Raw genomic sequence first — 24,935 nt, 5'->3', positions numbered from 1 at the left:
GCGACCGTCTCGGTCGTCTCGTCGGCGGTCTCGTCCGGCTCCTCGGCCGCGGCGGACGCCTCGGCCGGCGCGACGGTCTCCGCCTGCGCGCCGGAGGCGCCGGACGGCGGTCCCGCCGGGCGGGACGCGGCCCTGCGCCGGCGACGCGGCGGCAGGGTGTCGCTGGGGGTGTTCAACTCGGAGTCCGTCGAGGAAGTCGCGGGTGTCGCGGACTCTGCGGATTCGGTCGGTTCGAGCATGCGGGGGTTTCTCCCGTCAGGCTCCCGGGCGCCGCGCCGTGGTCCGGGATCGACCGTGTCGACCGCCGGTGACGTCCGCGGCTCGCGCGATGCGCGGTCGCCGCCGTCCGGGGCGCGGGCGCCGCTCGGGAGCTCTCCGTGTCTTGTCTCGCCGGTTCCGTACCCCTTGTCGTGCACGGCCTGGCGAAAGTCTTGTGGTCGGTGCGCTGCCCGACCCAGGTGGCTCCCGAGTTCGAGGGCGGCGCTACGACGCTCGTCCCTGCGCGGAACTTCCTTACGCCGGCGCCTTCGCGGCGGCGGCGGCGCCGGCCGGTTGCGGCTCGGGCGTCACTGCCTCGCGGTCGGGCGCGAGCGGGTCGGTCACCGCACCGGTCTCTTCATCGAACAGCCCCTGCGCCAGCCTGGTCACCGCTGCGGGGACCGGCGGCGCCAGGTCGGCCACGGCGCGAAGACCGGACAGGACGTCGTCGGGTCGTACGGCAGGCGTCACGTGCCGAACAACCAGCCGCAGTATCGCACAGGGCCGGTCGGTCGGCCTATCAGCCGGCGAATCGTCGGTGGTGGTCGCGTTCTCGAGGCTCACGACGGCGGAGCGGGCGTCGAAGGTACGGACGCCGTTCTTGGTCCGGCGCTGGACCTCGACCGTCTCGGCCGTGTTGAAGGCCGCCACGGCGCGCTCGGCGTCGGCGGTCTCCACGCCGTCCAGCCGCAGCTCCCAGACGGAAGCCGTCAGCCGGTCGGCCAGCCCGGAGGTGCGGGCCTCGACCGCCTCGACGACGTCGAGCCCGGCGGGCAGCGACTCGTCGAGGAGCAGCCTCAGCTGCTCCGGGTCGCGCGCCTCGGTGAGCGCGATCTCCAGGTATTCCGCTTCACTGCCCGTGCCGGTGGGTGCGGCATTGGCGTACGACACCTTCGGGTGCGGGGTGAACCCCGCCGAGTACGCCATGGGCACCTCGGCGCGGCGCAGCGCACGCTCGAAGGCGCGCTGGAAGTCACGGTGGCTGGTGAACCGGAGGCGGCCGCGCTTGGTGTAACGCAGTCGGATGCGCTGCACCGCGGGTACGGGCGGCGGGCCTTCGGGCTGTCGCTTGCCCAGTGTCGTTCAGTCCTTCGTGAGAGCGGTCGTACTGCTACCAAGAGTACGTGCCCCGGCCGCGGATGGTTCCCCCCGGGCCACCGCCGGCTTCTTCGCCGGTTCCCCGAACAGCGCCCGTCGCACGTCGGCGCGGGCCCGCCGGACGGACCCGCGGACCTCCGCCAGCGCCCGGCGCACGGTCCGGCCCACGGCGCGCGAGGCCTCGGCGACGGGCCGCCAGACCGCGTCGCGCAGTACATGTCCCACCGGCGTCAGAAGGGTCCGGTACACCCAGCGCACCGGGTCGGTGACGAGCAGGCGGAAGAGGGTGGCGAGGAACCGGCCGACGGCGAGCGAGACGTGTCCGGCGATCCGCCAGGCGTGCCCGAGGGCGGCCCCGACCTCCCGACCGACGACGGCGAGGCCCCGCCCGAGGGGTGCCAGCACCCACCGCCACAGGGCGAGGGCGGGCAGCACCAGCAGGACGCGGACGGTCCAGTACAACGCGGTGCCGACCCCGGTGACGACCATGCCCAGGCACCGGGCGAGCCCCCGGCCGCACCAGGCGATCGCGCGCCCCACGGGCGCCAGCACCCAGGTGTACAGCCAGGTCGCGGGCACGACGACCAGGTACCGCCCCAGCCGGACACAGGCGACGCACACCCCACGCGCCACCGCGGCGCACACGGCCCCCACACCCCTGCCCACCCACAGGAAGGCGTGCCCCACCGGCGTCAGCACCCACCGGTACAGCCACACCGCCGGTACGACGAGGAGGACGTTGCCGAGCCAGGCGGCGCCGCGGGCCACCGGCACGAGGACGTATCTCCACAGACCCACGACCGGCCACACGAACAGGGCCCGCCCGAGCCAGGTCAGCGCCCGCCCGAAGGGACGCAGCACCGTGTCCCGCAGGACGCGCCCGCCGACGACGAGCGCGTCCCACACCAGGCGGACCGGCACGACCAGGACCAGGGCGACGATCCGGACCGGGATCCGGATCGCCGCGGTGAGACACCCTTCGGCCTCCGGCCGGCGGTCCGGCTGCCGTTCCTGCCCGCCGGGGGGCGGTTTCTCAAGATCCATACCCCTACAGACGCCGCCGGGCCGCCGCCGGATCCCTCCGGCCCCGACGGGTCGCGGTCACGTGACCCGCGGTTACTTGACCACGGACAGCGGCAGCAGCTTCCTGCCGGTCGGGCCGATCTGGATCTCGGTGTCCATCGCGGGGCACACACCGCAGTCGAAGCACGGGGTCCAGCGGCAGTCCTCGACCTCGGTCTCGTCGAGGGCGTCCTGCCAGTCCTCCCAGAGCCAGTCCTTGTCGAGGCCCGAGTCCAGGTGGTCCCAGGGCAGGACCTCCTCGTAGGAGCGCTCGCGCGTGGTGTACCAGTCGACGTCCACGCCGAAGGGCTCCAGGGCCTTGTCGGCGCAGCGCATCCAGCGGTCGTACGAGAAGTGCTCGCGCCAGCCGTCGAAGCGCCCGCCGTCGTCGTACACGGCGCGGATCACGGCGCCGACGCGACGGTCACCGCGCGAGAGCAGGCCCTCGACGATGCCGGGCTTGCCGTCGTGGTAGCGGAAGCCGATGGAGCGGCCGTACTTCTTGTCGCCGCGGATCTTGTCGCGCAGCTTGGCCAGGCGCTCGTCCGTCTCCTCGGCCGACAGCTGCGGCGCCCACTGGAAGGGGGTGTGGGGCTTGGGGACGAAGCCGCCGATCGAGACGGTGCAGCGGATGTCGTTGGAGCCGGAGACCTCGCGGCCCTTGGCGATGACGCGGGTGGCCATGTCGGCGATCTGCAGGACGTCGTCGTCGGTCTCGGTCGGCAGGCCGCACATGAAGTACAGCTTCACCTGGCGCCAGCCGTTGCCGTAGGCCGTGGCGACGGTGCGGATCAGGTCCTCCTCCGAGACCATCTTGTTGATGACCTTGCGCATGCGCTCGGAGCCGCCCTCGGGGGCGAAGGTCAGGCCGGAGCGGCGGCCGTTGCGGGTCAGCTCGTTGGCCAGGTCGACGTTGAAGGCGTCGACGCGGGTGGAGGGGAGGGACAGGCCGATCTTGTCCTCCTCGTACCGGTCGGCGAGGCCCTTGGCGATGTCGCCGATCTCGCTGTGGTCCGCGGAGGACAGCGACAGCAGGCCGACCTCCTCGAAGCCGGTCGCCTTCAGACCCTTGTCGACCATCTCGCCGATGCCGGTGATGGAGCGCTCGCGCACCGGGCGGGTGATCATGCCGGCCTGGCAGAAGCGGCAGCCGCGGGTGCAGCCGCGGAAGATCTCCACGGACATGCGCTCGTGGACGGTCTCGGCGAGCGGGACGAGGGGCTGCTTGGGGTAGGGCCACTCGTCGAGGTCCATCACCGTGTGCTTGGAGACGCGCCACGGCACGCCCGAGCGGTTCGGCACGACGCGGGCGATGCGGCCGTCGGGGAGGTACTCGACGTCGTAGAAGCCGGGGACGTAGACCCCGCCGGTCCTGGCCAGGCGCAGCAGGAGTTCCTCGCGGCCGCCGGGGCGGCCCTCGGCCTTCCAGGCGCGGACGATCGCGGTGATCTCCAGGACGGCCTGCTCGCCGTCGCCGATGACGGCGCAGTCGATGAAGTCGGCGATCGGCTCGGGGTTGAACGCGGCGTGTCCGCCGGCCAGGACGATCGGGTCGTCGATGCCGCGGTCCTTGGCCTGGAGCGGGATGCCGGCCAGGTCGAGGGCGGCGAGCATGTTGGTGTAGCCGAGCTCGGTGGAGAAGGAGAGCCCGAACACGTCGAAGGCCCTGACCGGGCGGTGGCTGTCGACGGTGAACTGCGGGACGGCGTGCTCCCGCATCAGCGCCTCCAGGTCCGGCCACACGCTGTAGGTGCGCTCGGCGAGGACGCCCTGCTGCTCGTTGAGCACCTCGTAGAGGATCATGACGCCCTGGTTGGGCAGACCGACCTCGTACGCGTCCGGGTACATCAGGGCCCAGCGGACGTCGCAGCTGTCCCAGGGCTTGACCGTGGAGTTCAGCTCTCCGCCGACGTACTGGATCGGTTTCTGCACGTGCGGGAGCAGAGCTTCGAGCTGCGGAAACACAGACTCGGCGGCTTCGGCAGGCATCTCACGGAACCTTCGTGTGCTGGCTGGGGTGACCATTCAGCGTAACCCGGCCGGCGGGTTCCCCCGCACCGCCGGCCGCGGGGCGCCTAGGCCGACATGGGCCGTTGCACGGTGATCGACTGGAGCAGCCCTACCGCTATCCACACGGCGAACATCGACGAGCCGCCGTACGAGACGAAGGGCAGGGGCAGACCGGTGACCGGCATGATGCCCAGGGTCATGCCGATGTTCTCGAAGGCCTGGAAGGCGAACCAGGCGACGATCCCGGCGGCGACGACCGTGCCGTACAGGTCGGTGGTGTCCCGGGCGATCCGGCAGGCGCGCCAGAGCACCACGCCGAGCAGCAGGACGATGAGGCCCGCGCCGAGGAAGCCCAGTTCCTCGCCGGCGACGGTGAAGACGAAGTCGGTCTGCTGTTCCGGCACGAAGCGGCCCGTGGTCTGGGAACCGTGGAAGAGGCCGGAGCCGGTCAGACCGCCCGAGCCGATGGCGATGCGCGCCTGGTTGGTGTTGTAGCCGACGCCGGCGGGGTCGAGCTCGGGGTTGGCGAAGGCCGCGAACCGGGCGATCTGGTAGTCGTCCAGGACGCCCAGCTGCCACACGGCGAGCGCTCCGATCGTCCCCGTGCCGAGCAGGCCGAACACCCACCGGTTGGAGGCGCCGGAGGCGAGCAGGACGCCCAGCACGATGATGACCATGACCATGACCGAGCCGAGGTCGGGCATGAGCATCACGATCAGCATCGGCACGGTGGCCAGGCCGAGGGCCTGGAGCACCGTCCGGTGGTCGGGGTAGGGCCGGTCGCCCGCGTCCACCCGGGCGGCCAGCAGCATCGCCATGCCCAGGATGATCGTGATCTTCACGAACTCGGAGGGCTGGAGGGAGAAGCCGCCGGGGAGCTTGATCCAGGAGTGGGCGCCGTTGATGGTCGAGCCGAGCGGCGTGAGCACCAGCAGGATCAGGAAGACGGAGGCGCCGTACAGGAGCGGCACGGCCGTGCGCAGGGTGCGGTGGCCGAGCCAGACGGTGGCGACCATCAGGGCGAGTCCGATACCGGTGTTGAGCAGGTGCCGGGTCAGGAAGTAGTACGGGTCGCCCTGGTTGAGCTCGGTGCGGTTGCGGGTGGCGGAGTAGACGAGCAGGGAGCCCAGCAGGGACAGCGCGAGGCCCGCCAGCAGTATCGGCCAGTCGAGCCGCCGGGCGAGGGAGTCACGGGCGAACAGGCGGGTCCAGCCGGCCCGCTCGGGTCCGTATCCGGAGACCTGGAAGCTGTTGGCTCCGGTCATGGGCGCGTCCTCCGCTTCCGCCTGCGGGTCTGCCGGTTCCCGGTGTCGGGCGGGTTCACGGTCGCCTGCTGGTCCTGGTCCTGCTGTCCGGCGGGGGCGTCGCCGCCCTCCTGGGTGGCCTTCTGGGCGTTCTGGAGGTCCTTCACCGGGTCCTTGGAGACCTTCGGGGAGGTGATGGTGCCGTCCGCCTTGATCTTCGGCAGGCTCTTGGCCGGCTGGGGCAGCAGCGCCTTCCCCGGGTCGATCTCCCCGTCGTCCGAGACGCCGTACAGGGCGTCGTAGATGTTGCGGACGGCGGGACCGGAGGCACCGGAGCCGGTGCCGCCCTGGGAGATCGTCATGACGATCGCGTAGTCCTTGGTGTACGTGGCGAACCACGAGGTGGTCTGCTTGCCGTAGACCTCGGCGGTACCGGTCTTGGCGTGCATCGGGATCTTGTCCTGCGGCCAGCCGCCGAACCGCCAGGCGGCGGTGCCGCGGGTGGCGACGCCGGCGAGGGCCTCGTCCATCTTGGCCAGCGTGGTCTTGCTTATCGGCAGCCTGCCGTGCGACCGGGGTTCGATCTCGTCGACCCGCTTGCCGTCGGGGCTGACGACCGCCTTGCCGATGGTCGGGTTCCACAGGGTGCCGCCGTTGGAGATGGCCGCGTAGATGGTGGCCATCTGGATGGGGGTCACCAGGGTGTCGCCCTGGCCGATGGAGTAGTTGATGGAGTCACCGGCGCGCATCTTGTTGCCCTCGAGGCAGTTCTCGTACGCGATCTTCTCGACGTAGGAGCCGTTCTTCTTCCCCGTCTTGCACCAGGCGTCCTTGTTGGCCTCCCAGTACTCCTGCTTCCACTGGCGGTCGGGGACGCGGCCGGTGACCTCGTTCGGGAGGTCGATGCCGGTCTCCTTGCCGAGGCCGAACTGGTGGGCGGCCTTGTAGAAGTAGTCCTTGGGGTTCTTCGGGTTCATGCCGCCGTCCTTCTTCCACTGCTCGTGCGCGAGCCGGTAGTAGACGGTGTCGCAGGAGAGCTCGAGGGCGCGGCCGATGGAGATCGAGCCGTTGTCGGCGGACTCGAAGTTCTTGAAGACCTGTCCGCCCACGGAGTAGGAGCTGGAGCAGGCGTAGCTGCCGTCGAAGTCGTAGCCGGCCTCGACCGCGGCGGCCGAGGAGACCACCTTGAAGATCGAGCCGGGGGCGGCCTGCCCCTGGGTGGCCCGGTTCAGCAGCGGGTAGTTGGAGTCCTTGCCGGTGAGCTTCTTGTAGTCCTTGGCGGAGATGCCGCCGACCCAGGCGTTCGGGTCGTACGTCGGGTTGGAGGCCATGGCGACGACGCGGCCGGTCTTGGCCTCCAGCACCACGACGGCGCCGGCGTCGGCCTCGTAGGTGCGGCCGGTGTTGCGGTCCATCTCCTTGCGCGCGGCCTTCATGGCCTCGTTCAGCTCGTACTCGGCGACGCGCTGGACGCGGGAGTCGATGCTGGTGACGAGGTTGGAGCCGGGCACGCCCGGGTCGGACTCGGCCTCGCCGATGACGCGGCCGAGGTTGTCGACCTCGTAGCGGGTCACGCCGGCCTTGCCGCGCAGCGCCTTGTCGTACTGGCGCTCCAGTCCGGAGCGGCCGACCTGGTCCGAGCGCAGGAAGGGCGAGTCGGTGTCCTGGGCCTTCTGGATCTCCTCGTCGGTGACCGGCGAGAGGTAGCCGAGGACCTGGGCGGTGTTGGACTTGCCGGGGGCGGCGTAGCGGCGCACCGCCATGGGTTCGGCGGTGATGCCGGGGAAGTCCTCGGCGCGCTCGCGGATCTGCAGGGCCTGCTTGGCGGTGGCCTCGTCGGTGACGGGGATCGGCTGGTAGGGCGAGCCGTTCCAGCAGGGCTGCGGCGTCTTGGCGTCGCACAGCCGGACCTTGTCCATGACCTCCTGGGGCTGCATGCCCAGGACGCCGGCGAGTTTGGTGAGGACGGCCTTGCCGTCGTCCTTCATCTTCAGCAGCTCGGTGCGGGAGGCGGAGACGACGAGCCGGGTCTCGTTGTCGGCGAGCGCCACGCCGCGCGCGTCCAGGATCGAGCCGCGGGTGGCGGGCTGGACCACCTGCTGGACGTGGTTGCCGGAGGCCTCCTTGGCGTACTCGTCGCCCTGGCGGATCTGGAGGTACCAGAGGCGGCCGCCGAGGGTGCCGAGGAGGGACAGGACGAGGATCTGGATGACGACGAGGCGGGTCTGGACGCGTGTGTTGCGGCCGGTCTCCGGAATGTTAGTCATGGGCGCGGCCCATTCCGTTGAGGGTGGTGGTGGGCGACGGGTGGGGGGTGGTCACTGCCTCCCCCTCGCGAAGCGGGTGCGGTCCGTGGTGTGCTGCCGCGTCGTCACAGCCGCTTGACCCCCTTGATGCGTCCGGCGCGGGCCACCCGGGCCCGTGCCGCCTTCACGCGCAGTCCGCTGCGCTGCTGCCCGATGCGCAGTCCGGTGCCCGAGGAGAGCCAGCCGGAGGAGATGTCGGCGGCCTGGGCGGTGGAGCCGGCCTCGGCCAGCGGGTCGTTCTCGGCGCGGCGGGCGAGCGCCATGACGCCGGGGACCACGAAGGGGGCGAGCAGCAGGTCGTACAGCGCGGCCGTGAACAGCAGGCCGGGCAGGCCCACGTGGCGGGCGGCGGTGTCGCCCACGAGGGCGCCGACGCCGGCGTAGAGCAGGGTGGTGCCGACGGCGGCGACGACGACCACGGCCATCGGGCCGGTGGCCGACCGGAGCCGGCCGTTGTCCGGCTTGGCGAGGCCGGCGAGGTAGCCGACGACGCAGAGCACCAGGGCGTAGCGGCCGGCGGCGTGGTCGGCGGGTGGGGCGATGTCGGCGAGGAGTCCGGCGCCGAAGCCGACGAGGGCGCCGCCGACGTGGCCGTAGACCAGGGCCAGGCCGAGGACGGTGAGGAGCAGGAGGTCGGGGACGGCGCCGGGCAGGTGGAGGCGGGCGAGGACGCTGACCTGGATCACCAGGGCGACGACGACCAGGGGGACGGACAGCAGGATCCGGTTGACGCGCATGGGACGAAAGCTCCTACTGCTCGGTCTGTTCGGACTGCTCGAACTGCGCCTGCTCATCGGGCGCCTCGGCGGACGGGGTCACGGTCACCGTCACGGTGGGCGTGGGTTTCGGCCGGGGCTTGTCCGGGAGCACCGTGTCGCGCGGGTCCTTCGCCGGGGCCTGGACGACGACGCCGACGATGTCGAGCTTGGTGAAGGAGGCGAACGGCGTCACGTAGAGGGTGCGGGTCAGGTCGCCGCGGGAGGGGTCGACGCGGGTGACGGTGCCGACCGGGACGCCGGGCACGAAGGGCTTGTCGGCCTGGGAGCCGAAGGTGACGAGCCGGTCGCCCTTCTTCACGTCGGCCTTGCCGTTGAGGAGTTCGACGCGCAGGGGGCGGTCGCCCTGCCCGGAGGCGAAGCCGAGTTCGTCACCGGCCTCCATGCGGGTGCCGACGGTGAAGTCGGGGTCGTTGGCGAGCAGGACGGTGGCCGTGCTGGGCCCGACGGTGGTCACGCGCCCGACCAGGCCGTCGCCGTTGAGGACGGTCATGTCCCGTTCGATGCCGTCGTCGGCGCCGGCGTCGATGGTGATGGTCCAGGAGAAGCCCTGGGCCGCTCCTATGGCGATGACCTGGGCGCCCTTGATGCCGTACTGGCCGGCGCCGGCCAGGCCGAGCATCTTGTCGAGCTGCTTGAGGCGGCTGCGGCCGCGTTCGTCGCTGCCGAGCTTCGCCTTGAGGGCCGCGTTCTGCGTCTCCAGTTCGGCGAGCCGGTCGTGCCGGTCGCCCGAGTCGCGGATCGCGGAGACCGCGTTGCCGACCGGGTCGACCGCGGACGACACCCCGTTCTCGATCGGACCGAAGACCGTGGCCGCGGCCTGCCGGGCACCGTCGACCGGTGAGTCCTCCCCGCCGCGGATGTCCACCGTGATCAGCGCGAACGCGACGGCGATCAGCAGCACCAGGAGCAGCCGGCTCTCTTTCGTGTCCCTCACGTGCGGCGGCCGTGCCTTCCTCGTCGGAATTCGGGAATTACGTGGCGATGTTCAGGAATGCGGGGGATTCACGGCGGACGCCCGTCCGGTGCGGGAGCTGCGGGCGTCTCGTGTCCCTCTGTCTCATGTCTCTATATCAACGATCCGCCGCACGAGAGGAGATCGTCTCGTACGGCGGAACCGAAGTGTCACGTCATCTGCGCGGCTGGGCGTCCAGCACCTGCTGGAGCGCCTCGAACTCCTCGACGCACTTTCCGGAGCCGAGCGCCACGCTGTCCAGCGGGTCCTCGGCGATGTGGATCGGCATGCCGGTCTCCCGGCGCAGCCGCTCGTCGAGGCCGCGCAGCAGCGCGCCGCCGCCGGTCAGCACGATGCCCCGGTCCATGATGTCGCCGGACAGCTCCGGCGGACACTTGTCGAGGGTCGTCTTGACGGCGTCGACGATCGCGTTGACGGGCTCCTCGATCGCCTTGCGCACTTCGGCGGCCGAGATGACGACGGTCTTGGGCAGTCCGGACACGAGGTCCCGGCCGCGGATTTCGGTGTGCTCGTCGGTGTCGAGGTCGTACGCCGAGCCGATCGTGATCTTGATCTGTTCGGCCGTGCGCTCACCCAGCAGGAGGCTGTACTCCTTCTTGACGTGCTGGATGATCGCGTTGTCCAGCTCGTCACCCGCGACGCGGATGGACTGGGCGGTGACGATGCCGCCGAGCGAGATGACCGCAACCTCCGTGGTGCCGCCGCCGATGTCGACCACCATGTTGCCCGTGGCCTCGTGGACCGGCAGGCCGGAGCCGATGGCCGCGGCCATGGGCTCCTCGATGATGTGCACCTGGCGGGCGCCGGCCTGGGACGACGCCTCGATGACGGCACGGCGCTCGACGCCGGTGATGCCCGAGGGCACACAGACGACGACCCGCGGACGAGCCAGATACCGCCGCTTGTGGATCTTCAGGATGAAGTAGCGGAGCATCCGCTCGGTGATCTCGAAGTCGGCGATCACGCCGTCCTTCAGCGGACGCACGGCAACGATGTTGCCGGGCGTGCGCCCGATCATCTTCTTCGCTTCGGCGCCGACCGCGAGGATGCCACCGGTGTTGGTGTTGATCGCGACGACGGACGGCTCGTTGAGTACGATCCCGCGACCCCTGACGTACACCAGCGTGTTGGCGGTCCCGAGGTCGACAGCCATGTCACGGCCGATGAACGACATTGAGTTCCCCATCAGGATTCGACTGGCCTTCCCGGGAGCCTTTGAGGGCTTTTCAGGTCGGCGAGGTGGGTGCAGTGACGCGTGGAGGCTTCCATCGTAGACGCGCTTTCGCGAACACTGCGCGAGGGTCCTCGCCATTGTCAGCAGATGGCGCATCGCCTCGCTTGTGGAGACGGGCCAACGGTGGCATCCGTTCCCCCGATCAGGCGCGCATATGCCACAGGGCGGTCGCTTTCGCGCGACCGCCCCGGCCGACCCGCGGCCATTCGGATGACAACCCGTCAGAAAAAAGTCCGGAGGGTACCGGAGAAGCCTCAGACCCGGCCCGGGAAAAAGATCTTCAGCTCGCGCTCGGCCGACTCCTCGGAGTCGGAGGCGTGGATCAGGTTCTCCCGCACGATCACGCCGTAGTCCCCGCGGATGGAACCGGGGGCCGCGGCGATCGGGTCGGTCGGGCCGGCCAGGGCGCGCACGCCCTCGATGACCCGCTCGCCCTCGACGACCATGGCGACGACCGGGCCGGAGGACATGAACGCGACCAGCGGCTCGTAGAAGGGCTTGCCCTTGTGCTCGCCGTAGTGCTGCTCCAGCGTCTCGGTGTCCAGGGTGCGCAGCTCCAGCGCGGTGATCTGCCAGCCGGCCTTGCGTTCGATACGGCTGATGATCTCGCCGGTCAGGCCACGACGGACGGCGTCGGGCTTGAGGAGGACGAGGGTGCGCTGGCTCACGAGGGCTCCTAGGAAGGTACGGGTGTGCGGTTGCACGAGGTGATGACTGAGGTTACCGGGCGTGTCGCGGCGGCCGTCACGCAGCGTCAGGAGCGGAGGCCTCGGCCTGGGCCGCGAACCTCGCCTTCGCCTCGTCGATCTTCCGTCCGTAGTGCACCGACGCCCACCACAGGGCCGCGAAGACCGCGCCCATGAAGAACATCGTCGGCACGGCGAAGCCGGAGGCGATCAGCGCGATCTGCAGCGCCCAGCCGAAGACGACGCCGCCCGGCCGGGTCACCAGCCCGCACAGCACCACGCACAGGAACATCGCGACACCGCTGACCGTCCACACGGTGCCCATGGACAGGTCGGGGTCCTTCATGGCGACCAGTCCGGCGAAGCCGATCAGGAAGAACTCGCCGATCAGGGTCGAAGCACAGAGCGTACGCACGGTTTCTCAGCCTTTCCCCAGCAGCAGCCGGGCCTCGCCGACGGTGATGACGGAACCGGTGACGAGCACGCCGCCGCCCGCGAACTCGCCCTCCTCCTCGGCCAGCGTGATCGCGGCCTCCAGGGCGTCCGGCAGTCGCGGCTCGACCTGGACGCGGTCCTCGCCGAACACCTCGACGGCGATCGCGGCCAGCTCGTCGGCGTCCATCGCACGGTGGCTGGAGTTCTGCGTGACGACGACCTCGGCGAAGACCGGCTCGAACGCCTCCAGCAGCCCCCGCACGTTCTTGTCGCCGCTGGCGCCGACCACGCCGATGAGCCGGCTGAACTGGAAGGCCTCCCCCACCGCCTCCGCGGTGACCCGGGCGCCCGCCGGATTGTGCGCGGCGTCCAGCACCACGGTGGGCGAACGCCGCACGACCTCCAGCCGCCCCGGTGAGGCGACGGCGGCGAAGGCCTTGCGCACGGTGTCGACGTCCAGCGGCTCGGGACGCTGCGCGCCGACACCGAAGAACGCCTCGACGGCGGCCAGCGCGACCGCCGCGTTGTGCGCCTGGTGGGCGCCGTGCAGCGGCAGGTAGACGTCGGTGTACTCACCGCCGAGCCCGCGCAGGGTCACCAGCTGCCCGCCGACGGCGACCTGCCGGGCCACGACCCCGAACTCCAGCCCCTCGCGCGCCACCGTGGCGTTCACGTCCACGGCCTTCTTCAGCAGCACCTGCGCCGCGTCCACCGGCTGCTGGGCCAGGACCACGGTGGCGTCCTGCTTGACGATGCCGGCCTTCTCGGTCGCGATCTCGCCGAGCGTCCCGCCCAGCCGGTCGGTGTGGTCCAGGTCGATGGGGGTGACCACGGCGACGTCCCCGTCGATGACGTTGGTGGCGTCCCAGGAACCGCCCATCCCGACCTCGACGACGGCCACGTCCACGGGCGCGTCGGCGAAGGCGGCGTACGCCATGCCGGTCAGCACCTCGAAGAAGGACAGCCGGTACTCCTGCTGCGCGTCCACCATCTCGACGTACGGCTTGATGTCCTCGTACGTCTCGATGAACCGCTCGGCGGAGATCGGCGCCCCGTCCAGGCTGATCCGCTCGGTGATCGACTGCACGTGCGGCGAGGTGTACCGGCCGGTGCGCAGCTCGAAGGCGCCGAGCAGGGCCTCGATCATGCGGGCGGTGGAGGTCTTGCCGTTGGTGCCGGTGATGTGGATGGACGGGTACGAGCGCTGCGGCTCCCCCAGCACGTCCATCAGCGCGGCGATCCGGGCGACGGACGGCTCCAGCTTGGTCTCGCCCCAGCGGGTGGCGAGCTCGGCCTCCACCCCGCGCAGGGCCGCGTCCACCTCGGGGTCCTCGGGCCGCCCGGGGACGTCCGCCTGCGGGGGGCCGCCCTGGGTGCGCAAGGTGCGGCTGCCGGCCTCGATGACGGCGAGATCGGGGTCGCGGGTCGTCTCCGCGTCGACGATCTCGTCGAAGGGGTCGAGGGAGTCGGACTGGTCGTTCTCGCCGGGGATGTCGCTCACGGGAACCAGTCTACGGAGGTCTCCGACGGCGGGGCGGCTGAGGTCGTGCGGCACGTGCGGGTCCGTCGTGGCCGCTCGCGCAGTTCCCCGCGCCCCTGGGACACGCAGCCCCCGGCGCCGAACGGGGAGCCGCCCGGCACACACAGCCGCAGGCCCGCGCCGCCCGGCTCACGCAACTGCGGGCAGTCGTGCCGCTGGGGCGGCACGGGTGGGCGCAGCGGCACCCCGGCAGCGCCGGGTTGCGCACCCACCCCCGGCAGCCGTAGGCCCCCGGCGCCGACACGGCACCGGGGGCCTGCAGGGACGTACCGGCGCCTACGCCTGCGGCAGCTTCTCCAGTTGGGCCTGGATGCGGGCGATGTCCTCGTCCGCCTTCGCCAGGCGCCCCCGGATCTTGTCCACGACGTGGTCCGGCGCCTTGGCGAGGAACGCCTCGTTGCCGAGCTTGCCCTCGGCCTGCGCCTTCTCCTTCTCGGCGGCGGCGAGGTCCTTGGCGAGACGCTTGCGCTCGGCGGCGAAGTCGATCACACCGGAGAGGTCGAGGGCGACCTCCGCCCCCGCCACCGGCAGCGTCGCCGTCGCCGTGAAGGACTCGCCCTCCGGCTGGAGCCGCAGGAGCTGCCGGATGGCCGCCTCGTGCGGGGCGAGCGCCGTGCCGTCCACCGTCAGCCGGGCCGGGACCCGCTGCCCGGGCTGCAGGCCCTGGTCGGCCCGGAAGCGCCGCACCTCGGTGACGACGGACTGGACCGTCCCGATCTCCCGCTCGGCGTCCGCGTCCCGGAAGCCGCTGTCGGCCGGCCAGTCCGCGACGACGACGGACTCGCCGCCGGTCAGGGTGGTCCACAGCGTCTCGGTGACGAACGGGACGACCGGGTGCAGCAGGCGCAGCGTGACGTCCAGGACCTCGCCCAGGACGCGCTTGCTGACCTCGGCGGCCTCGCCGCCCGCCTGGAAGGTGGTCTTGGACAGCTCGACGTACCAGTCGAAGACCTCGTCCCACGCGAAGTGGAACAGCGCGTCGGAGAGCTTGGCGAACTGGAAGTCGTCGTAGTACGCGTCGACCTCGGCGACGACCGAGTTCAGCCGCGACAGGATCCACCGGTCGGTGGCGGACATCGCCGACGGCTCCGGCAGCGGGCCGTCCACCGTCGCGCCGTTCATCAGCGCGAAGCGCGTAGCGTTCCAGAGCTTGTTGGCGAAGTTGCGCGAGCCCTGGACCCAGTCCTCGCCGATCGGGACGTCCACGCCCGGGTTGGCACCGCGCGCCAGGGTGAAGCGCAGGGCGTCGGAGCCGTACTTGTCCATCCAGTCCAGCGGGTTGACCGCGTTGCCGAAGGACTTCGACATCTTCTTGCCGAACTGGTCGCGGACCATGCCGTGCAGGGCGATGGTGTGGAACGGCGGGGTGCCGTCCATCGCGTAGAGGCCGAACATCATCATCCGGGCGACCCAGAAGAAGAGGATGTCGTAGCCGGTGACCAGGACGGAGTTCGGGTAGAACTTCGCGAGCGACTCGGTCCGTTCGGGCCAGCCCAGCGTGGAGAAGGGCCACAGGCCGGAGGAGAACCAGGTGTCGAGGACGTCGGTGTCCTGGTGCCAGCCCTCGCCGGTCGGCGCCTCGTCGTCCGGGCCGACGCAGACGACCTCGCCGTTCGGCCCGTACCAGACGGGGATGCGGTGGCCCCACCACAACTGCCGCGAGATGCACCAGTCGTGGAGGTTGTCGACCCAGTCGAAGTAGCGCTTCTCCATCTCCTGCGGATGGATGGTGACCTTGCCCTCGCGGACGGCGTCACCGGCGGCCTTGGCCAGCGGGCCGACCTTGACCCACCACTGCATGGACAGGCGCGGCTCGATGGTGGTCTTGCAGCGCGAGCAGTGGCCGACGCTGTGGACGTAGGGCCGCTTCTCGGCGACGATCCGTCCCTCGGCGCGCAGCGCGGCGACGATGGCGGAGCGGGCCTCGAGCCGGTCCAGGCCCTGGAAGGGGCCGTGGGCGGTGATGACGGCGTGCTCGTCCATCACGGCGATGGACGGCAGGTCGTGGCGCTGGCCGATCTCGAAGTCGTTCGGGTCGTGGGCGGGCGTCACCTTGACGGCGCCGGTGCCGAACTCGGGGTCGACGTGCTCGTCCGCGACGACCGGGATGGAGCGGTCGGTCAGCGGCAGCTTGACGAGCTTGCCGACGAGGTGCTTGTAGCGCTCGTCCTCGGGGTGGACGGCGACGGCGGTATCGCCGAGCATCGTCTCGGCGCGGGTGGTGGCGACGACGATGGTGTCGTCGCCCTCCCCGTACTTCATCGAGACGAGCTCGCCGTCGTCGTCCTGGTAGTCGACCTCGATGTCGGAGATCGCGGTCAGGCAGCGCGGGCACCAGTTGATGATGCGCTCGGCGCGGTAGATCAGCTCGTCGTCGTAGAGCCGCTTGAAGATGGTCTGGACGGCCTGGGAGAGGCCCTCGTCCATCGTGAAGCGCTCACGCGACCAGGCGACGCCGTCGCCGAGGCGGCGCATCTGGCCGGAGATCTGCCCGCCGGACTCGCCCTTCCACTTCCAGACCCGCTCGATGAACGCCTCACGGCCGAGGTCGTGACGGGACTTGCCCTCCTTGGCGAGCTCCCGCTCGACGACGTTCTGCGTGGCGATGCCGGCGTGGTCCATGCCGGGCTGCCACAGCGTCTCGAACCCCTGCATGCGCTTGCGGCGGGTCAGGGCGTCGATGAGCGTGTGCTCGAAGGCGTGCCCGAGGTGCAGGCTGCCCGTGACGTTCGGCGGCGGGATGACGACGGTGTACGGCGGCTTGTCGCTCTTCTCGTCCGCCTCGAAGTAACCCCGCTCCACCCAGCGCTCGTACAGCGGCCCCTCTACATCGGCCGGCGCGTACGTGGTCGGCAGTTCGGTGTCGGGCGCTGGTGGCTGCTGCTGAGCGTTCTCGGTCACGCGCTCAGTTTAAGGGCGTCACGGCCATGTCCCGAAACGTCTTTCCTTCGTAACGGTGCCGCCCCCGGTGACCTGCGCACGCCAGGTCTGCGTCAGGATGTGAGCATCACATAAGCATCCGGAGGGGAACCCCGCAATGAGTCAGAACCAGCCGGGCCCGTACGGCGGGCAGCCACAGCAGCCCGGACCGTACGGCCAGCCGGGACCGTACGGCCAGCAGCAGCCGCAGGCCCCCCAGCCCGGCTACGGCTACCCCCAGCAGACGCCGCCCGCGCAGCCGGGCTACGGCTACCCGCAGCAGGCACCGCCCGCCCAGCAGGGTTACGGCTACCCGCAGCAGCCCGGGCAGGGCGGCGTCCCGCCGCAGGCCCCCTACGGCCAGCAGCCCTACGGCATGCCCCAGCCCCCGGCGCCGGCCGGCGGCAAGAAGAAGACGGGTCTGATCATCGGCGCGGTCGCGGTCGTGGCGGCGATCGGCGTGGGCGCGTACTTCGTGCTCGGCGGCGGCAGTGGTGGCGGCGCCGGCGACATCGCCGACGACGGCCCGCACAAGCTGACGACTCCGGCGACGGTGCTCGGTGAGTACAAGAAGTCCGAGAGCGACTCCAACACCATGACGGACAGCGACATGAAGGACGCTGAGAAGTGGGGGGTGAAGGATGCGAAGGACGTCAGCGCGTCCTGGGAGTCGGCGAACGAGGACAGCCCGCTGGCGAGCAAGCAGCTCATGTTCGCGGGTGTCTACGGCACGATCGACGATCCCGAGAAGACCGTCGACGCGATGCTCGCCTACATGAAGTCCGAGAGCCAGAAGGACGAGGACGGCCAGAAGGTCACCATGCTCGGTGAACCGAAGGCGTACAAGCCCTCCGCCCTGGAGGGCGCTGTCCTCAAGTGCCAGGAGGCCAAGGTCGACAACTCCGACGGCGGTGAGTACGCGCCCAAGACGATGAACATGACGTACTGCGCCTGGGGCGACCACAGCACGCTCGGCTTCGTCATGCCGATGAACCTGATGGACATCGCCTCCGGCAAGAGTTCCGACCCGGAGGCGGCGGCCGAGACCGCCGCCAAGCTCCGCAAGGAGATCCGCGTCAAGGCCTGACGCCGGCGCGCAGGACGAACGCGGAAGGGGCCCGGTCACTCGACCGGGCCCCTTCCGCATGCGTGCTCCGTACGTGTACGGCGACGGCTACGCCGTCTTCTGCTCGCCCGGCCCGCGGCCGCGCGAATCGCGGGGGATGAGCGTCGGGTTGACGTTGGAGAGGACCACGTCGGCCGTGATGACGACGCGGGCCACGTCCTTGCGGGACGGCACCTCGTACATCACGCCCTGGAGGACCTCCTCCATGATGGCGCGCAGGCCGCGGGCGCCGGTCTGGCGGAGGATCGCCTGGTCGGCGATGGCCTCCAGCGCCTCGCGCTCGAAGTCCAGCTCCACGCCGTCGAGTTCGAACAGGCGCTGGTACTGCTTGACCAGCGCGTTGCGCGGCTCGACCAGGATCTGCAGCAGGGCCTCGCGGTCGAGGTTGTGGACCGAGGTGATGACGGGCAGGCGGCCGATGAACTCGGGGATCATCCCGAACTTCACCAGGTCCTCCGGCATGACCTGCTCGAACTGGTCCTTGGACTCGATCTCCCGCTTGGAGCGGATCTGCGCGCCGAAGCCGATGCCCTTGGCGCCGGCCCGGCCCTCGATGATCTTCTCCAGGCCCGCGAAGGCACCGCCCACGATGAACAGCACGTTCGTCGTGTCGATCTGGATGAACTCCTGGTGCGGGTGCTTGCGGCCGCCCTGCGGCGGCACCGAGGCCGTGGTGCCCTCCAGGATCTTCAGCAGGGCCTGCTGGACGCCCTCGCCGCTGACGTCGCGCGTGATCGACGGGTTCTCGCTCTTGCGGGCGACCTTGTCGATCTCGTCGATGTAGATGATCCCGGTCTCGGCCTTCTTGACGTCGTAGTCGGCGGCCTGGATCAGCTTCAGCAGGATGTTCTCGACGTCCTCGCCGACGTACCCCGCCTCGGTGAGCGCCGTGGCGTCGGCGATCGCGAACGGGACGTTCAGCATGCGGGCGAGGGTCTGGGCGAGCAGGGTCTTGCCGGAGCCCGTGGGACCCAGCAGGAGGATGTTGGACTTCGCCAGCTCGATGGCGTCCTCGCGGCCCTGGGCGCCGCCGTTCTCGCCGGCCTGGACGCGCTTGTAGTGGTTGTACACCGCGACGGAGAGGGCCTTCTTGGCCGCCTCCTGGCCCACCACGTAGCTCTCGAGGAACTCGTAGATCTCACGGGGCTTGGGGAGCTCCTCCCAGCGCACCTCGCTGGTCTCGGCGAGCTCTTCCTCGATGATCTCGTTGCAGAGATCGATGCACTCGTCGCAGATGTACACACCGGGCCCTGCGATGAGCTTCTTGACCTGCTTCTGGCTCTTGCCGCAGAACGAGCACTTGAGCAGATCGCCGCCGTCACCGATGCGTGCCACGGTGTGCTTCCCCTTCGCCTGGGAGACCCCTGCTCGTCGACGCGACGTCGACGAGCGGCTGACTCCTGGTGCTGCCTTATGTCCGACGGTACCTTGCCGGGCCCCTCGTCCGGGCCCCCCTTGGCACGGTTCGCTTTGACGTGAACCACGCCAAACCGTGCCAAGGGGCGGCAGACGTTACAGCCTCCCGCCTAGCGCAGGGAGGAGTTGTCCATCTTCCGGGTGGTGATGATCTGGTCGATCAGGCCGTAGCTCAGCGCGTCCTCGGCCGTGAGGATCTTGTCGCGCTCGATGTCCTCGCGGATCTTCTCGACCGGCGTGGTGGAGTGCTTGGCCAGCATCTCCTCCAGCTGGGCGCGCATGCGCAGGATCTCGTTGGCGGCGATCTCCAGGTCGGAGACCTGACCGCGGCCCGTCTCGCTGTAGGGCTGGTGGATCAGGACGCGGGCGTTCGGCAGCGCCATGCGCTTGCCCGGCGTGCCGGCGGCCAGCAGGACGGCCGCGGCGGAGGCGGCCTGGCCCATGCAGACCGTCTGGATGTCCGGCTTCACGTACTGCATCGTGTCGTAGATCGCGGTGAGCGCCGTGAAGGAGCCGCCGGGGCTGTTGATGTAGACCGAGATGTCGCGGTCCGGGTCCATCGACTCCAGGCACAGCAGCTGCGCCATGACGTCGTTGGCGGAGGCGTCGTCGATCTGCACGCCGAGGAAGATCACGCGCTCCTCGAAGAGCTTCGCGTACGGGTCGTACTCGCGCACGCCCTGCGAGGTGCGCTCGACGAAGCGCGGGATGACGTAGCGGGACTCGGCGGACGGGCCGGTGTACTCGGCGCGCGCGCGGTCGTACAGGCCGCTGCCGGGGAAGTCGTTCACAGTGTCTCCTGGGAAGAGGCTGAGGCGGTCGGCTCGGGACGGGACGGGGCTCAGGCGCCCGTGCCGCCGCCGCCCGGCATGCCGGCGGCCGTCGCGATGACGTCGTCGATGAGGCCGTACTCCTTGGCCTCGAAGGCGTCGAACCAGCGGTCGCGGTCCGAGTCGCGGGTGATCTGCTCGACCGTCTGGCCGGTGTGCTGGGCCGTGAGCTCGGCCATGCGCTTCTTGGTGTGCAGCAGCCGCTCGGCGTGGATCTTGATGTCCGAGGCCGAGCCGGCGAGGCCTGCGGAGGGCTGGTGGATCAGGATCTCGGCGTTCGGCAGGGCGAAGCGCTTGCCGGGGGTGCCCGCGCTGAGCAGGAACTGCCCCATCGAGGCCGCGAGGCCCATGGCGATCGTCACCACGTCGTTCTTGATGTACTGCATGGTGTCGTAGATCGCCATGCCGGCCGTGATCGAACCGCCGGGGCTGTTGATGTACAGGAAGATGTCCTTGTCCGGGTCGGAGGCAAGGAGCAGCAGCTGTGCGGTGATCTTGTTGGCGATGTCGTCGTCCACGGGCTGGCCGAGGAAGATGATCCGCTCGCCGAGCAGTCGGTTGTAGACCTGGTCGCCGAGGCCACCACCGATGGAGGGCTCGCCGGCGGCTGAGGGCATCAGATTCGTCACGTATCCACCTGCTCGTCTTACGACGGCGCCGGGCCGTCTCACGTTTCCCTGCGGGGCTGGAAGCCGATTCGGAGACTCCCCTGCCCTCGTATTCATGGACCCTAACGCGGGGGGCCTGCGGCGCCATCCCGGTTCTGGGGGTGTTCGCCGGGGGCGTAGCGCCGTGACGGTGCCGGTTCGTCGCCGGGTGCGGGTACGTCGTGGTTGCTCGCGCAGTTCCCCGCGCCCCTTCGGGGGCTGTCCAGCCGTATGCAGAACGGGCCCCGGCGATGGTCGTCCGGGGCCCGTTCTGCGTCCGTCTGGCGAGACGCGAGGGGGATCAGCCCTCGGTCTTCTCCTCGGCTTCGTCGTCGGCCTTCTCGGCGTCGGCGGACTCGGTGGCGGCGGCCTCGGTGGCCTCCGTCTCCTCGTCCTCCTCGTCCTCCAGGTCGACGATCTCGCCGTTGGTGTCCTTGACCGTGGCCTTCTCGACCACGGCGGCCAGGGCCTTGCCGCGGGCGACCTCGCCGACGAGGAGCGGGACCTGACCCTGCTCGACGACGGCCTGGGCGAACTGGTCGGGGGACATGCCGGAGGAGGCCGCGCGCCGCATGAGGTGCTCGGTGAGCTCCTCCTGGCTGACGTTGAGCTTCTCCTGCTTGACCAGCTCGTCGAGGACGAACTGGGTCTTGATGCCCTTGATCGCCGCCTCGCGGGTCTCGGTGTCGAACTCCTCGGCGGTCTTGCCCTGGATCTCCAGGTACTTGTCGAGGGTGAGGCCCATCTGGCCGAGCTGGTGGTGCTCGAGGTTGTGCTTGCGGGTGTTGATCTCGTCCTCGAGGAGCTTCTCGGGGACCGGGACCTCGACCAGCTCGAGCAGCTTGTCCAGCACGCGCTCCTGGGCCTGGGTGGCCTGGTCGTACTGCTTCATGTTGGCCAGGCGCTTGCGGCTGTCGGCCTTGAGCTCGTCCAGGGTGTCGAACTCCGACGCGAGCTGCGCGAAGTCGTCGTCCAGCTCGGGCAGCTCGCGCTTGGCGACCTGGGTGACCTTGACGGTGACCTCGGCCTCCTTGCCGGCCGCCGAGCCGCCCTTGAGCTCGGAGGTGAAGGTGGCCTCGCCACCGGCCTCCAGGCCCTTCACGGCGTCGTCGATGCCGTCCAGCAGCTCACCGGAGCCGATGGTGTACGAGACGCCGTTCGCGATGCCGTCCTCGAGGACCTCGCCGTCGACCTTGGCCTCCAGGTCGATGGTGACCACGTCGCCGTCCTCGGCGGCGCGCTCGACCGGGGAGGTGGAGGCGAAGCGCTCGCGCAGCTGCTCGACCGACTTCTCCACGTCCTCGTCGGTGACCTCGACGGCGTCGACCTCGACCTCGATGCCGGAGTAGTCCGGGATCTCGACGGTCGGGCGGACGTCGACCTCGGCGGTGAAGTTCAGCGTCTCGCCGTCCTTCAGCTCGGTGATGTCGACCTCGGGCTGACCGAGCGGGTTCAGCTCGGCCTCGTTGACCGCCTCGGTGTAGAACTTCGGAAGCGCGTCGTTGACCGCCTCCTCCAGGACCGCACCGCGGCCGAACCGCTGGTCGATGACCCGGGCCGGGATCTTGCCCTTGCGGAAGCCCTTCACCGTGACCTGCTGGTTGATCTTCTTGTACGCCGCGTCGAGGCTGTCCTTGAGCTCCTCGAAGGGCACCTCGACAGTGAGCCGAACCCGGGTCGGGTTCAGGGTCTCCACGGCGCTCTTCACGGTTCGGTCTCCTTGTGGCTGACTGCTTGGGTTCTGCCGGCGCGGAGGGCGTCCGGCGGATTTCGCCGCCCGGAGACTGCAGACTCTGAGACACACGGGCGTGCAGCTTGCATAGTAACGGCAGCGACTACACGTCCCAAAAGGCGATCACCCCGGTCGCCGCCGATGATCACGGGAGACCGGCCGGTGGGTGGTCGGGGTGGCGGGATTTGAACCCACGGCCTTCCGCTCCCAAAGCGGACGCGCTACCAAGCTGCGCCACACCCCGTCTGGTGCGACACGTAGGGTACATGCCCCGGCGCGCCCGGGACCGCCGCGTTTCCCGCGCCGTTCTCCCGCGCGGCCCCGTGCCGGCGCGGAGACCCGGCGTGGACGGGGAGGGGTGTGCGGGGAGGGGGGACGACCCGCTACGATGCCTGCAGTGCCGCGGTCGCCGACCTGCGGTGCGCGTTGTGCGGGCGTAGCTCAATGGTAGAGCCCCAGTCTTCCAAACTGGCTACGCGGGTTCGATTCCCGTCGCCCGCTCCGAGAGGCCTCCGGCCCGGTCCCCCGAGGGGACCGGGCCGGAGGCCTCTGTGCGCCGGGAGACGCCGGAGGGTGCCGGGTGCGCCCTAGAACTGGATGGAGTTGATCGTCTCCGCTATCGAGTCCAGGAACCGCTGGATGTCGTCGGCCATGCCGGTCGAGGCCAGGAAGAAGCCGAAGAGGACCGCGACGATCGCCGGACCCGCCTTGATGGAGCCTCCTCGCAGCAGCACCACCAGGATGATCGCCAACAGCAGCACCACTGACAGTGAAATGGCCACAACTGATCACACCCTCGGTCGGTCCGCTCTCCCGGCCCGGGGACGCAACCTCGCGCACCCCGCCAGAACCATCGTGCCACCAACCAGGCCCCGTCATGCGGCAGGTGACAGATCGTCGGCCGACTCCACACGGCGCGGGGCTCCCGGACCCGCGCGGCACGGACCGCCCGCGGCCTCCGCACAGGAATTCGACGGGTCACACGAACGTGCAATTCCATCAGTCCGTTTCCCTGTCCGCACAAGACGTTCGCAGGCATTTCGCATTACGGCGGCCCCATGTGGTGGACGGGCCGGCAAACCTCGTCGCCGTCACGGGCGGTGGGGCATTCCCCGCGACGGTCCCCAGACGTTATGGAGCGGCGAGTCATGAAGAATCACGACAACCGGGACGTGCCTCCTTCACACCAAGCGCCACCCGACCCCTTGAGAATGTGACTGCAGTCACACTGCGATCGCCGTCGGTCTGCGCCGATTTCCGGGCACTCGGACGCGATGCGTAAATGCCGTCGAGGTGGCGCCGATTTTTTTACGGAACAGCGCGGGCGCCGTTAAGGTGCCTCCAATGTTCTACGCCGCCACGTCCTCCGACAGCGCAGCGAGTGACCCGACCTGCTCGCCGGCTCCGCGGTGGGAGGGTCCATGACGAACTCGTCGCGACCGAACGGCCCCGGCGGGACACCGCTCCCCCCGGCGAAGTCGCCCGAACCGAGAGCGCCGCAGCCCGGTCCCGCGCCGCGGGAACGGGACGGCGGTCGGCCGGAGCGGCGGGACGCCTTCTTCGACAACGCCAAGTACCTGGCGATCGTGCTCGTCGGTGTGGGCCACGCCTGGGGCCAGATCATCGGCGGCGACCGGACCGTGGAGACGGCCTACCGGGTCGTGTACACGTTCCACATGCCGGCGTTCATCATCGTCTCCGGCTACTTCTCGCGCGGTTTCGACCTGAGCCCCAGGCGCGTCGGACGGCTGATCACCGGTGTCGTCGTCCCGTACCTCGTCTTCGAGACCGCGTACGCGCTGCACCAGCGCTACAGCGGCGACGATCCCGGGAACCCGATCAGCCTGCTGGACCCCACCTACCACCTGTGGTTCCTGTGCGCGCTGTTCGTGTGGCGGCTGACCACCCCGCTGTGGAGGACGGTGCGCCACCCGCTGCCGCTCGCCCTGGCCGTCGCCGCCCTGGCCTCGGTGTCGCCGCAGATCGGCAGTGACCTCGACATGCAGCGGGTGCTGCAGTTCCTGCCGTGCTTCGTGCTGGGGCTGCTGCTCGGGCCCGAGCACTTCCGGTGGGTGCGGCGCCGCTCGGTGCGCGTCCTGTCGGTGCCGGTGGTCGCCGTCGCGGCCCTGGTCGCCTGGTGGTCGGCGCCCCGCATGGAACTGGGCTGGCTCTACCACAACACCTCCGCCCAGGGCATGGGCGCGCCCTGGTGGTCCGGGCCCGTGATGACGCTCGCGCTCTTCGGCTGCTCCCTGATCCTCACGGCCTGCTTCTTCGCCTGGGTCCCGGGCCGCCGCACCTGGTTCACGGGGCTCGGCGCGGGCACGATCTACGGCTACCTGCTGCACGCCTTCCTGGTGAAGGAGGGCTCCTACGAGGGCTGGTTCGACCACGCGTGGCTGCACACGCCGCTCGGCGCCGTCGGGCTGACCGTCGTCACCGCCGCCGTCATCACCGCGCTGTGCACCAGGCCCGTCCGGCGCGTGCTGCGGTGCGTGGTGGAGCCCCGGATGGCGTGGGCCTTCCGGCAGGACACGGACGGGAAGAACGGGAGCCCCGGAAAGAACGGGAGCCCCGGGGAGCGGGACGCCCCCGAGGCGCAGCGGTCGCGTCCGGGAGTCCCGGCCTGACCCGTCCCCG

Annotated in this window: 19 protein-coding genes and 2 tRNA genes; 3 read left to right on the top strand and 18 right to left on the bottom strand. The window is 70.2% G+C overall.

Annotated features, from left to right (window positions below; genetic code table 11):
* Positions 1 to 513: 513 nt before the first annotated feature.
* The 12 genes from JHAT_RS23205 to JHAT_RS23145 all read right to left on the bottom strand — a co-directional run bounded on the left by JHAT_RS23205 (position 514) and on the right by JHAT_RS23145 (position 16,526).
* Positions 514 to 1,293 (bottom strand): TIGR03936 family radical SAM-associated protein, encoded by a 780-nt coding sequence (locus tag JHAT_RS23205; RefSeq protein WP_077800194.1) that lies wholly within the window; start codon positions 1,291 to 1,293, stop codon positions 514 to 516.
* A 48-nt stretch (positions 1,294 to 1,341) separates the two neighbouring features.
* On the bottom strand, positions 1,342 to 2,400 hold the full coding sequence (locus tag JHAT_RS23200; RefSeq protein WP_077800193.1) for a hypothetical protein: 1,059 nt from the start codon (positions 2,398 to 2,400) through the stop codon (positions 1,342 to 1,344).
* A gap of 72 nt (positions 2,401 to 2,472) precedes the next feature.
* Positions 2,473 to 4,407, bottom strand: coding sequence for a TIGR03960 family B12-binding radical SAM protein (locus JHAT_RS23195; protein WP_171991015.1), 1,935 nt, complete (start codon positions 4,405 to 4,407; stop codon positions 2,473 to 2,475).
* Positions 4,408 to 4,493: 86 nt separating this feature from the next.
* Entirely contained in the window at positions 4,494 to 5,693 is a 1,200-nt protein-coding gene (rodA, locus tag JHAT_RS23190; RefSeq protein ID WP_077800191.1) for a rod shape-determining protein RodA, read from the bottom strand.
* Positions 5,690 to 7,939, bottom strand: coding sequence for a penicillin-binding protein 2 (mrdA, locus tag JHAT_RS23185; protein WP_077800190.1), 2,250 nt, complete (start codon positions 7,937 to 7,939; stop codon positions 5,690 to 5,692). The genes rodA and mrdA overlap by 4 nt, the downstream gene beginning before the upstream one ends.
* Before the next feature lie 104 nt (positions 7,940 to 8,043).
* Positions 8,044 to 8,715 carry a rod shape-determining protein MreD gene (mreD, locus tag JHAT_RS23180; RefSeq protein WP_077800189.1) on the bottom strand — a complete coding sequence of 224 codons (672 nt, stop codon included), beginning with the start codon at positions 8,713 to 8,715 and terminating at the stop codon, positions 8,044 to 8,046.
* A 13-nt stretch (positions 8,716 to 8,728) separates the two neighbouring features.
* Positions 8,729 to 9,691 carry a rod shape-determining protein MreC gene (gene mreC, locus JHAT_RS23175; protein WP_077800188.1) on the bottom strand — a complete coding sequence of 321 codons (963 nt, stop codon included), beginning with the start codon at positions 9,689 to 9,691 and terminating at the stop codon, positions 8,729 to 8,731.
* 193 nt (positions 9,692 to 9,884) lie between these two features.
* Positions 9,885 to 10,904: a rod shape-determining protein gene (locus tag JHAT_RS23170; protein WP_028422119.1), complete on the bottom strand. Its 1,020-nt coding sequence runs from the start codon at positions 10,902 to 10,904 to the stop codon at positions 9,885 to 9,887.
* 314 nt (positions 10,905 to 11,218) lie between these two features.
* Complete coding sequence (gene ndk, locus JHAT_RS23165; RefSeq protein WP_077800187.1) at positions 11,219 to 11,632, bottom strand: nucleoside-diphosphate kinase; 414 nt, start codon at positions 11,630 to 11,632, stop codon at positions 11,219 to 11,221.
* A gap of 76 nt (positions 11,633 to 11,708) precedes the next feature.
* Positions 11,709 to 12,065, bottom strand: a complete 357-nt coding sequence (locus JHAT_RS23160; protein WP_077800186.1) for a DUF4233 domain-containing protein — start codon at positions 12,063 to 12,065, stop codon at positions 11,709 to 11,711.
* Positions 12,066 to 12,071: 6 nt separating this feature from the next.
* Entirely contained in the window at positions 12,072 to 13,586 is a 1,515-nt protein-coding gene (locus JHAT_RS23155; protein WP_107481997.1) for a folylpolyglutamate synthase/dihydrofolate synthase family protein, read from the bottom strand.
* Positions 13,587 to 13,901: 315 nt separating this feature from the next.
* A complete protein-coding gene (locus JHAT_RS23145; RefSeq protein WP_077800185.1) occupies positions 13,902 to 16,526 on the bottom strand; it encodes a valine--tRNA ligase in 2,625 nt (874 codons plus the stop codon).
* Between the two features lie 136 nt (positions 16,527 to 16,662).
* Between JHAT_RS23145 and JHAT_RS23140 the strand changes: the two genes are divergently transcribed.
* A complete protein-coding gene (locus JHAT_RS23140; RefSeq protein ID WP_077800184.1) occupies positions 16,663 to 17,631 on the top strand; it encodes a hypothetical protein in 969 nt (322 codons plus the stop codon).
* A gap of 87 nt (positions 17,632 to 17,718) precedes the next feature.
* Here JHAT_RS23140 and clpX read toward each other — a convergent pair whose 3' ends face one another.
* From clpX to JHAT_RS23115, 5 genes are all read right to left on the bottom strand, one after another.
* On the bottom strand, positions 17,719 to 19,005 hold the full coding sequence (gene clpX / locus JHAT_RS23135; RefSeq protein ID WP_077800183.1) for an ATP-dependent Clp protease ATP-binding subunit ClpX: 1,287 nt from the start codon (positions 19,003 to 19,005) through the stop codon (positions 17,719 to 17,721).
* Between the two features lie 191 nt (positions 19,006 to 19,196).
* The gene (locus JHAT_RS23130) at positions 19,197 to 19,877 is read right to left on the bottom strand and encodes an ATP-dependent Clp protease proteolytic subunit (RefSeq protein WP_077800182.1); all 681 of its coding nucleotides are present in this window, start codon (positions 19,875 to 19,877) and stop codon (positions 19,197 to 19,199) included.
* A gap of 50 nt (positions 19,878 to 19,927) precedes the next feature.
* Complete coding sequence (locus JHAT_RS23125; protein ID WP_029393242.1) at positions 19,928 to 20,533, bottom strand: ATP-dependent Clp protease proteolytic subunit; 606 nt, start codon at positions 20,531 to 20,533, stop codon at positions 19,928 to 19,930.
* Between the two features lie 331 nt (positions 20,534 to 20,864).
* Entirely contained in the window at positions 20,865 to 22,271 is a 1,407-nt protein-coding gene (tig, locus tag JHAT_RS23120) for a trigger factor (protein ID WP_077800180.1), read from the bottom strand.
* A gap of 191 nt (positions 22,272 to 22,462) precedes the next feature.
* Positions 22,463 to 22,539, bottom strand: a tRNA-Pro gene (locus JHAT_RS23115).
* 186 nt (positions 22,540 to 22,725) lie between these two features.
* Between JHAT_RS23115 and JHAT_RS23110 the strand changes: the two genes are divergently transcribed.
* Positions 22,726 to 22,796: transfer RNA gene (locus JHAT_RS23110), tRNA-Gly, on the top strand.
* A gap of 86 nt (positions 22,797 to 22,882) precedes the next feature.
* On the opposite strand, the gene JHAT_RS23105 is transcribed toward JHAT_RS23110, so the two are convergent.
* Positions 22,883 to 23,077, bottom strand: coding sequence for a hypothetical protein (locus tag JHAT_RS23105; RefSeq protein ID WP_077800179.1), 195 nt, complete (start codon positions 23,075 to 23,077; stop codon positions 22,883 to 22,885).
* Between the two features lie 639 nt (positions 23,078 to 23,716).
* Here JHAT_RS23105 and JHAT_RS23100 point away from each other — a divergent pair.
* Complete coding sequence (locus tag JHAT_RS23100; protein ID WP_077800178.1) at positions 23,717 to 24,925, top strand: acyltransferase family protein; 1,209 nt, start codon at positions 23,717 to 23,719, stop codon at positions 24,923 to 24,925.
* Positions 24,926 to 24,935 lie beyond the last annotated feature (10 nt).

It is taken from the genome of Streptomyces sp. JHA26 (assembly GCF_002005565.1).
Classification (GTDB): Bacteria; Actinomycetota; Actinomycetes; order Streptomycetales; family Streptomycetaceae; genus Streptomyces.
The sequence above is the reverse complement of the archived record's forward strand: the minus strand, read 5'-3'. Positions and strand labels throughout refer to the sequence as shown.